General features: G+C 70.8%; 7 protein-coding genes. 2 read left to right on the top strand and 5 right to left on the bottom strand.

The genetic code is table 11. The features are described 5' to 3' along the window. Positions 1–183 (top strand): hypothetical protein (locus AB0K15_RS47760; protein ID WP_364067844.1); only part of this gene is annotated, 183 nt, incomplete at its 5' end. 321 nt (positions 184–504) lie between these two features. Here AB0K15_RS47760 and AB0K15_RS47755 read toward each other — a convergent pair. The 5 genes from AB0K15_RS47755 to AB0K15_RS47735 form a co-directional block, all read right to left on the bottom strand. Then, the gene (locus AB0K15_RS47755; protein ID WP_364067842.1) at positions 505–1,530 is read right to left on the bottom strand and encodes a formamidase; all 1,026 of its coding nucleotides are present in this window, start codon (positions 1,528–1,530) and stop codon (positions 505–507) included. Continuing rightward, the gene (locus tag AB0K15_RS47750; RefSeq protein ID WP_364067840.1) at positions 1,530–3,035 is read right to left on the bottom strand and encodes an amidase family protein; all 1,506 of its coding nucleotides are present in this window, start codon (positions 3,033–3,035) and stop codon (positions 1,530–1,532) included. Before AB0K15_RS47750 ends, AB0K15_RS47755 begins: the two co-directional genes overlap by 1 nt. 21 nt (positions 3,036–3,056) lie before the next feature. Beyond that, positions 3,057–4,388 (bottom strand): cytosine permease, encoded by a 1,332-nt coding sequence (locus tag AB0K15_RS47745; RefSeq protein ID WP_364067838.1) that lies wholly within the window; start codon positions 4,386–4,388, stop codon positions 3,057–3,059. 99 nt (positions 4,389–4,487) lie between these two features. Then, a complete protein-coding gene (locus AB0K15_RS47740) occupies positions 4,488–5,282 on the bottom strand; it encodes a 5-oxoprolinase subunit PxpA (RefSeq protein ID WP_364067836.1) in 795 nt (264 codons plus the stop codon). Between the two features lie 18 nt (positions 5,283–5,300). After that, positions 5,301–7,535 (bottom strand): amidase family protein, encoded by a 2,235-nt coding sequence (locus AB0K15_RS47735; RefSeq protein WP_364067834.1) that lies wholly within the window; start codon positions 7,533–7,535, stop codon positions 5,301–5,303. 243 nt (positions 7,536–7,778) lie between these two features. On the opposite strand from AB0K15_RS47735, the gene AB0K15_RS47730 reads away from it, so the two are divergent. Further along, a partial coding sequence (locus AB0K15_RS47730) for a hypothetical protein (RefSeq protein WP_364067832.1) occupies positions 7,779–8,073 on the top strand: 295 nt, incomplete at its 3' end.

Raw genomic sequence — 8,073 nt, 5'->3', positions numbered from 1 at the left:
AGAATCATCGAGACGGACAGATGCGTGACAACGCTCAACAAGCTGCCGCCGACGTACGTGCCCGGCCACGCCCACACCGGGCAGATCGCGTTCGCCACGCCGTACAAGACCGGCAAGGTCCAGGTGACCCAGAGCTCCGGCTACTTCCAGAACGGCGCCGTCGGGTGGGAATGGTCGTACTGACCACCTTCTGACCGGCGGCAGGAAGCCCCGGCACCCGTCTGCAGCGGTCGGGACGTCCTCGTGTTCGACGCCCAGTTCGCGGTCCCGGCGCCGACGCGAAGCCCGAGGACATCACCCCGGAAGGGTTCCAGTGCGGTCGGGGCACGGTGTTTCGCTGACCTCAACGCGCGGACGGTGCCCGGGGACACCGTGATCGATCTCCAGGCACGATACATGCGTCAAAATGGCGATGGCTCATGCTCGATCCGGCGCTGGCGCACCACGCCATGTCGGTGACCTCCGTCGAGCCGGCCCGGGGACCGCCGGCAGCGATGTATGTCCTCAATGGACTTCAGGTGCGGCCGGCGGGGTGGTGGTAGACAGCGGTGGCGGGCCCCAGCCGGCTCCAGTGCCGTCCGTGTGCGCGACCCGGTCCTCCCACGGCAGCCGGTAGTGCCCTTCGGTGAGGTCGCGCATAAAGGTGTAGGGGCAGTCGGTCGCGCCGCCGGGAACGGCGCTGTAACCGCGATGGCCGAGCTGGTAGATGTTGTTCTCGACGCCCCACCCAGTGCGGGCGTCGTCCGCGCGGGAGGGCACGACCTCGGCGGTGACGATCCGATCGGGCAGGCCGTCGCCCTGGACGAGCACGGTGCCGTCGATGTCGCACACCATGGCCTCGCCCTGGGACCGGATTCCGTCCGCGTCGGGTCCGGCCAGGCACACCGACGCGGTGTAGGCCAGGTTGTGGAAAGCGTTCGCCTGGTTGGTGATCTGCCAGGCGTGCCGGAGGGGGTAGGTGTACCCGGCGGTGCGCAGGATGACGTTCGCCCCTCGGTAGGCAGCCTCGCGGGCCATTTCGGGCAGCATGCCGTCGTGGCAGATGATCAGGGCCAGACGCGAACCTGCCGGTCCCTCGCACACGGGGACGCCGAGATCGCCCGGCTGCCAGGGTTCGGCCGGCACCCAGGGGTGCATCTTGCGGTAGTAGAGCTTGATCTCCCCGGCGGCGTCGACGATGATCCCGCTGTTCCACGGGGCACCGCCGGGGTTGCGTTCCATCAGCGAGAAGCAGCCCCACACACCGGCTTCGGCGCAGGCTTTGGCCAGCAGCGTGATCTCGGGGCCGTCGAGATCACACAACAGGCGCTCGTCCAGCCACGTGCCGGGGTCGAGCCCGTTGAGGCTGTACTCGGGGAAAACGAGCAGGTCCAGCGACGGCATGGCCTTCTTGGCCTTGCGCAGTTGCGTGGCCAGGCGCTGCGCCGTCGAGGTCAGGTCCGCGGGCTCGGTGATGACGGGCACCCGCGCCTGGACCAGGCCGAGAACCAGGGCACCGGGTGAGGGGTTGAGCCCATCCAGGCCGCTCATCACGCCTCCCCGATTGCCGGCGCGGCGTCGACGCAAGCCGGCCACGCGCTCGCCCACGGTGCCGCGGCTTCGAAAGCGGCGGAGGCGGTGAGCACACTCGCGTCCGCCAGGTGGCGGCCGACGATCTGCAGGCCGACCGGGAGGCCGTGTTCGGTGAATCCGGCCGGGACGGAAGCCGCCGGCTGCCCGGTCATGTTGAACGGGTTGAGGAATCCCAGCCAGGACCCGGGGCTGGTCAGCCGGTCGTCGATCAGGTCGGGCCCTTGGAACCCGATGGGGAACGCCGGCACCGCGAGGGTGGGCGTCAGCAGGAGGTCGTAGTCGCTCATGAATCGCCACATCTGGTTGACCAGCCGCTTGCGAGCCGTCTGGGCGCGGGAGAAGTCTTCCGCGGTCCAGGGCCGCATCACGAGCTCGACGAGGTGCGGGGACATCCGCGTGCCGTGTTCGGCGACCATGGCGCGCATTCCGTCCAGGTCGCTGTCGTTGAGCACCATCGCCCAGAAGTGCGCCTGGGGGTCGGTGAAGCCGGGATCGACTTCTTCCACCGCGCACCCCAGCCGGTCGGCGAAAACCCGGGCAGCGGCGTCGACCACGCGCCGGACCGCGGGGTCGACGGGAAGGTAGCCGAAGTCGGCTGTGTAGGCGACGCGCAGCCCCGTGAGGTCCGGGCCCACCGTGGTGGCGAGCCAGTCGACGTCGGCGGTCGGGATCGAGTGCCGGTCGCGGGGATCCGGACCGGCGATGACCGACATCAGCAGGGCGGCGTCGTCGACGGTGCGGGTCATCGGTCCGATGTGTTCCAGCGACTCCCAGCTGGACATGCCGGGGTAGCGCTCGTCGCGGCAGCCCGGGTAGAGCGGTACGCGGCCCATGGAGGCTTTGAGCCCGTAGACACCGCACAACGACGCCGGGATCCGGACCGAACCGCCGCCGTCGGAACCGAGCGCGAGCGGGGCCATGCCGGTGGCGACGGCGACGCCGGAGCCGGCCGACGAGCCTCCGGGCGTGCGAGTGGGATCCCACGGGTTGCGGGCGGTGGGAGACACGGGGTTCTGCGCGACGGCGCTGAACCCGAGTTCCGGGACCGTTGTCTTGCCAAGGATCACGGCGTCGGCGGCGCGCAGGCGCTCGACCACGATGTCGTCTTCGTCGGGCACGAAGGTGGCGTAGGCGGGCGAGCCCGATCGGGTGGGGATGCCGCGGGTGGCGATCAAGTCCTTGATCGCCACCGGCACCCCGGCCAGCACACCGACTTCCTCGCCGCGAGCGAGGGCGGCGTCGATCTCGGCGGCCCGGGAGCGTGCCTCGGCCGCGGTCAGCTCGACGAACGCGTGCAGGTCGCCGTCGAGGACCCGCACCCGATCGAGGGCGGCGGCCGTCACCTCGGCCGCGGACACTTCGCGGTCTCGGATCAGCCGGGCGAGAACCGTGGCCGGAAGCGCGGTGAGCTCGGTTCCGGTCCGGCCGGTGGGGTGCGCGGGGGAAGGGGGAACGAGAGTCATGGGTGACTTCTTTCAGGACGGTCAGACGCCGGGTTCGGTGGCCGGCGCGGGTTCCGTGCCCCGAGCCGCCGACGGGGCCAGTGCTTCGATGGCCGCGTAGGCGATCGCGGTGACGACGATGCCGGCACCGGCCTCGCACCAGGCGGGGACGTATTCGTGAACCGCGAAGGCACCCGCCGAGCCCAGCGCCCAGGCGATGAACGGTTCGGCGCGCACCGACCGGATCGCCCGGTTGCGGTGGCGGCGGGCGATGAGCTGGTCGCAGATGAGGACCGCGCCGATGGGCGGGACGAAGATCCCCAGCAGGTTCAGCCAGGTCGAGAAGTAGCTCCACACACCCGCCAGCGCGGCGACCAGCCCGATGACACCGAGGATGACGGTGAGCAGGCGCATCTTGGAGCCGGTCAGCTGACTCCAGCCGACGGCTCCGTTGTAGAGGCAGTGGGTGCACACGGAGCCGAGGTTCACGAAGACGAAGATCACCGCGAGGGTCGAAAGCAGCGGGCCGTGCGAGGTGAGGATGGGCAGGAAGTCGCCGCCGTCGGTGGCCGGGCTGGCGGCGGCGCCGGCCGCGACGATCAGGCCGCCCACGAGCAAGGCGATGAAGTTCGCGACCGGGAACGCCGTGAACGCGGCGACGACGGCTTCCTTGCCGGTGCGGGACCAGCGGGTGAAGTCGGCCGTCATGGTGCCGGAGTCGGCGAAGCCGGCGATGACGATCGTGACGGCCGCGCCCACGCTGAGCACGGTGGCATTGCTGCCACCACCCGAGTAGGAGGCGAACTCGGCCAGATGCCCATCCTTGGCGGCGAACACGAGCGCGACGACGGCGAGGATGACGAACAGCGGCGCGGCGATGATCCCGATGACGGTCAGCGCGCGGATGCCGATGAAGGTGATGGCGATGAAGAGCACCCCGGCGAGGAGGATCATCGCCGGTTCGTTCCACCCCAGCGAGGTGTTGAGTGTCGCTCCGGTGAGTCCGGTTTGGAAGGCGAACCAGCCGATCACCACCGTGGCAAGGAACCCCGCGGCGATCTTGGCGCCGGTCCGGCCGAAGGTCTCGGCGGCGGTGAGGGCGAAGTTCTTTCCCGAGTTGCCCGCGATGTAGGACAGGCAGCCGACGTAGGCGAGCAGGACGACGTTGCCGGCGACGATCGCCAGCATGCCCTTCCAGAAACCCAGTCCGTAGACGATGGTGCCGCCGAAGACGGCGTTGGTCAGAACCATCGGGAATCCGAACCAGACCGCGGACACCGAGGCGAGGCTGCGCCGGTGGGTGCGGGGGACGGGTTCGTGCTCGAACTCCGATTCGAGGTGGTGCTCGGACGCGCTGGGGGCGTTGGTCGTCATGGCAAAGCCTCACTCCTGGTGGGGACCGGTGGACGCACGCGGTGACGAGGGGCGCGAAACGTCGTCGTGCCGCTCGGGCCGCGTGGCGGTTCGGGTGGGTCAGGACGCCGGCAATGCCGAAGCCCTCAGCCCGGTGTCGGGTGTTGCCGGGGTCTGCCCGGGCGCGCGCGGCGAAAAGCCGGCCGTCGCCAGGTGCTGCCGCAGGACGCGCAGGTAGCGCGGAGCCTCGACGGTGTCGCTGTGGACGCAGACGGTGCCGATCCCGCCGAGCGCGGCGAACTCGGGACCGGCGAGCGCGGCCAGGGTCCGGGCGGCCGCCTGTTCCGGGGTGCCGAGGTCCTCGGCCGAGCGCCGGTACATCTGCACTTCGGTGCCGGTGTAGGGCCGGTCGGCGAAGTACTCCCCCACCAGCCGCAGGCCCGCGGCGCCCGTGGCCTCGGCCAGCGCCGAGCCCGGCAGCGCGTACACGGTCAGCGAGCTGTCGAAGTCGAGCACCGCCCGGCACGTCGCCGTGGCCAGGTCGGGGTCGCGGTTGGCCATCACGTACAGCGACCCGTGCAGCTTCAGGTGCCGCAGCCGCGCACCGGCAGCCCGCACGAACGCGTCGAGCGCGCCGAGCTGGGCCAGGCACAGGTCGTAGAGTTCTCCGGCGCTGGTCGGGATTTCGCGCCGCCCGAACCCCCACCGGTCGGGCAGCCCGACGTGTGCCCCCATCGCGACGCCGTGCTCCAGCGCGGCCCGTACGCTGCGGCGCATGGTGGCCGGGTCGCCGGCGTGGGCACCACAGGCGATGTTGGCCGACGTGATCAGCGGCATCATCTCGGCGTCGGCACCGTAGTGGTAGACCCCGTAGCTCTCGCCGAGGTCGCAGTTGAGGTCCAGGAATCGTGTCATCGTCGTGTCCATCGGGGCTCAGGCCGGTGCCGAGGTCAGCAGGGGCGACGGCCGACGTGGGGTGGCCGCGAGCTCCCAAGCGCGGGCGAACCGGAGCAGAGCTCGCTCGGCCAGTGGTTTGCCCAGCACTTCCAGCCCGACCGGAAGGCCGGTGGAGGTGAACCCGCAGGGAATGCTCATGGCGGGCAGCGACGACTGGGAGGCGAGCACCGTGTTGGTCGGGAAATCCAGCGCGGTCCAGCGTCTCGCCGCGAGTGCCTCGCGCGTGGGCGGGGGTACCTGGACGGTGGGGTAGACCAGGAAATCGGCGCCCGAGCGGGCCATCAGGTCGAGCAGCCGCCGGCGGAGGTCCTCCTGCCGCAGCCGCCGGGCGTAGTACGCCGGATCGTCGGCCGGATCGGCCGGGCCGGCCGCGATGTCGGGCAGCAGGTCGGTGAGCTCGTGGAAGACACCGCTGGCGTGGACCTGTTCGACGGAACGCGCCGGCGCGGCCGGCCGGGCGGCCAGGAACGCGTCGATGTCGTGCTTCGAGACGGTGGTGTAGAGCGACGTGGCCGCCACCCAGCCGGGCAGGTCCAGCTCCCCGTCCCCGAGCTCGACGCCGTCGACCACGTGAACGCCCCAGCCCGCGAGGTGCTTGACCGCGGTCGTGACCACCGTGTTGGTTTCGCCGGATTCCGGCTGCGTGCCGAAAGCGTCGGCGAGGACGCCGATGCTGAAGCCGGCGAGTGTCCCGGGTGTCACGTCGTCGAGAGCTTCCCGGTAGCGGCCGACTTCCGGGCTGCTCGCGGCGAGGGAGGTGTAGGCGTCGGCGGGGTCGTAGCCGACGACGACGTCGAGCGTGGCGGCGAGATCCGGCACGGTGCGCGCCATCGGCCCCGGAGTGTCCTGGAAGTGGACCAGCGGCGAGAAGCCGGTGCGCGGGATCAGCCCGGTGGTCACCCGCAGGCCGAAGAGGTTCGTGAACGACGAGGGCAGCCGGATGGACCCGCCCGTGTCTTCGCCGATCCCGACCAGCGCGAGGTTCGCGGCGACGGCCGCCGCGGTGCCGGCGCTGGAGCCGCCGGTCTCGCGGTCGAGGTCGTAGGGGTTCTTCGTGAAGCCGCTGCGCGAGGAGAAGGAGAACCAGCCGGCCGCGAAGTCGCACATGGTGGACTTGCCCAGGATCACCGCTCCGGCCGCTTTCAGGCGCGCGACCACCGTGGCGTCGTGGGTGGGCACGTAGTCGGCGAACAACCCGGATCCGAAGGATGTCGCGATCCCCGCGGTCTCGGCCTGGTCCTTGAGCACGACCGGGACACCGTGCAGCGGCCCGGTCAGCTCGCCGGTGGCGGCGTAGCGCTCGTCCAGGGCCGCCGCTTCGGCCAGGGCCCGGGGATTCAGCGTCACGTACGAGCCCAGCCGCGGGCCGTCCGGTGACTGGTCGAGCGCCGCGATGCGGTCCAGGTACCACCGCGTGAGGTCCGCGCTCGTGGTGGCTCCCGAGGCGAGCGCGGCGTGGAAGGACTCGATGGTGAGCTCGTCGTGGATCATGGCGTGGTCCCCTTCGAGGGCGGCGCCGGAAGCACCGGCGAGAGCTGCTACGACGGTGGTGGCGGTGTGTTCGAGGTGCTCGGCGGTCGTCGCGAGCAGCGCCGGGAGGTCCTTGGCGGCGAACAGGTGCAGGATCTGCTGGTGCTGGCGGTGGGCTTCGCCGAAGTCCTCCACCGCGGTCGCGTAGATCGCCATCGACGGGGCGACGCGATCCCAGATGTTGCGGATCAGGTCGAGCAGGTGCGGACTGCGCGAGCAGCTGTAGAGCCGTTCGTGGAAGCGGCGGTTCAGGCCGCGCCAGACCACGGGGTCCAGGTTGGCGTCGGCCATTTCGTCGAGGATGGCGCGCAGGTCGCGCAGATCCTCCTCCGTCGCCTGCTCGGCGGCCCACTCGGTGGCGAGGGCCTCCAGCCGCTGCCTGATCTCGAAGATCTGCCGGACCTGGTCCGCGCCGAGGTTCGCCACCGTCACGCTGCGGCGGCCGAAGACGACCAGGCCCTCCACGCCCAGCCGCTTGAGCGACTCGCGCGCCGGCATCGTGGAAACGCCGAGCTCGTCGGCCAGGGTGCGCAGCGAGAGACGGGTGCCCGGCGGATAGGTGCCGTCGAGGATGGCGTCGCGGATCCGCCCGTACACCTCGTCGGCGACACTCGTCAGCGCGATCTGGTCGCCGAGCCGGCCGGCTTCCCGTTCGCTCGCGCGGCGTGCACCGGTCGTCAATCGAGGCTCCTCTCGTCCGCGCTCGAACGCTGCGAGCCGGATGTGATCTCAGATCACAATCGCTCCCGATCGGGGAACGCGGGTTACCGGGAGGACCTCGGTTTGTGAACTCTGCGCCGGGCGCGCGTAACATCGCGCCCGCACCGGCGCGGTCCGCGCGGACGGACCGCCGGGCCAGCCAGCAGTCGTCCTCGGCCAGCCGGGACGCCCCTTTCGCCACGCTGCCTTGACGGTGGCGCGTGCGTGCTGCGCCCCATCGAGGGGAGCGGGATACACGCTGTCGAGCAGCAAGCGACCCTTGACGAGGCACTGCTCAACGCCGGCGGCGCGCAACGCGCATGGGCGATGCTGACCGTTGACGAGCTCGGCGCCGCCGTCGTCCCATTCGATCGACTCGGCGATCAACGTGTGCAGCCACTTCTTCTCATCCGTGGTGAGCTGCTCTGGGGTGTGTCAAGGTTCTTGGACGGTCCTCGGTGGGTTGCCTCAGGCCGCGCTCGCGGTGAGGTGATCACGGTAGGCCTCGACCGGGGTGCGG

The organism is Amycolatopsis sp. NPDC049253 (assembly GCF_040678995.1).
Lineage (GTDB): Bacteria > Actinomycetota > Actinomycetes > Mycobacteriales > Pseudonocardiaceae > Amycolatopsis.
The sequence above is the reverse complement of the archived record's forward strand: the minus strand, read 5'-3'. Positions and strand labels throughout refer to the sequence as shown.

Coding starts and splice junctions, on each gene's coding strand:
- AB0K15_RS47755 (WP_364067842.1), bottom strand. CDS start 1,530: ATGAGCGGCCTGGATGGGCTCAACCCCTCACCCGGTGCCCTGGTTCTC.
- AB0K15_RS47750 (WP_364067840.1), bottom strand. CDS start 3,035: ATGACTCTCGTTCCCCCTTCCCCCGCGCACCCCACCGGCCGGACCGGA.
- AB0K15_RS47745 (WP_364067838.1), bottom strand. CDS start 4,388: ATGACGACCAACGCCCCCAGCGCGTCCGAGCACCACCTCGAATCGGAG.
- AB0K15_RS47740 (WP_364067836.1), bottom strand. CDS start 5,282: ATGACACGATTCCTGGACCTCAACTGCGACCTCGGCGAGAGCTACGGG.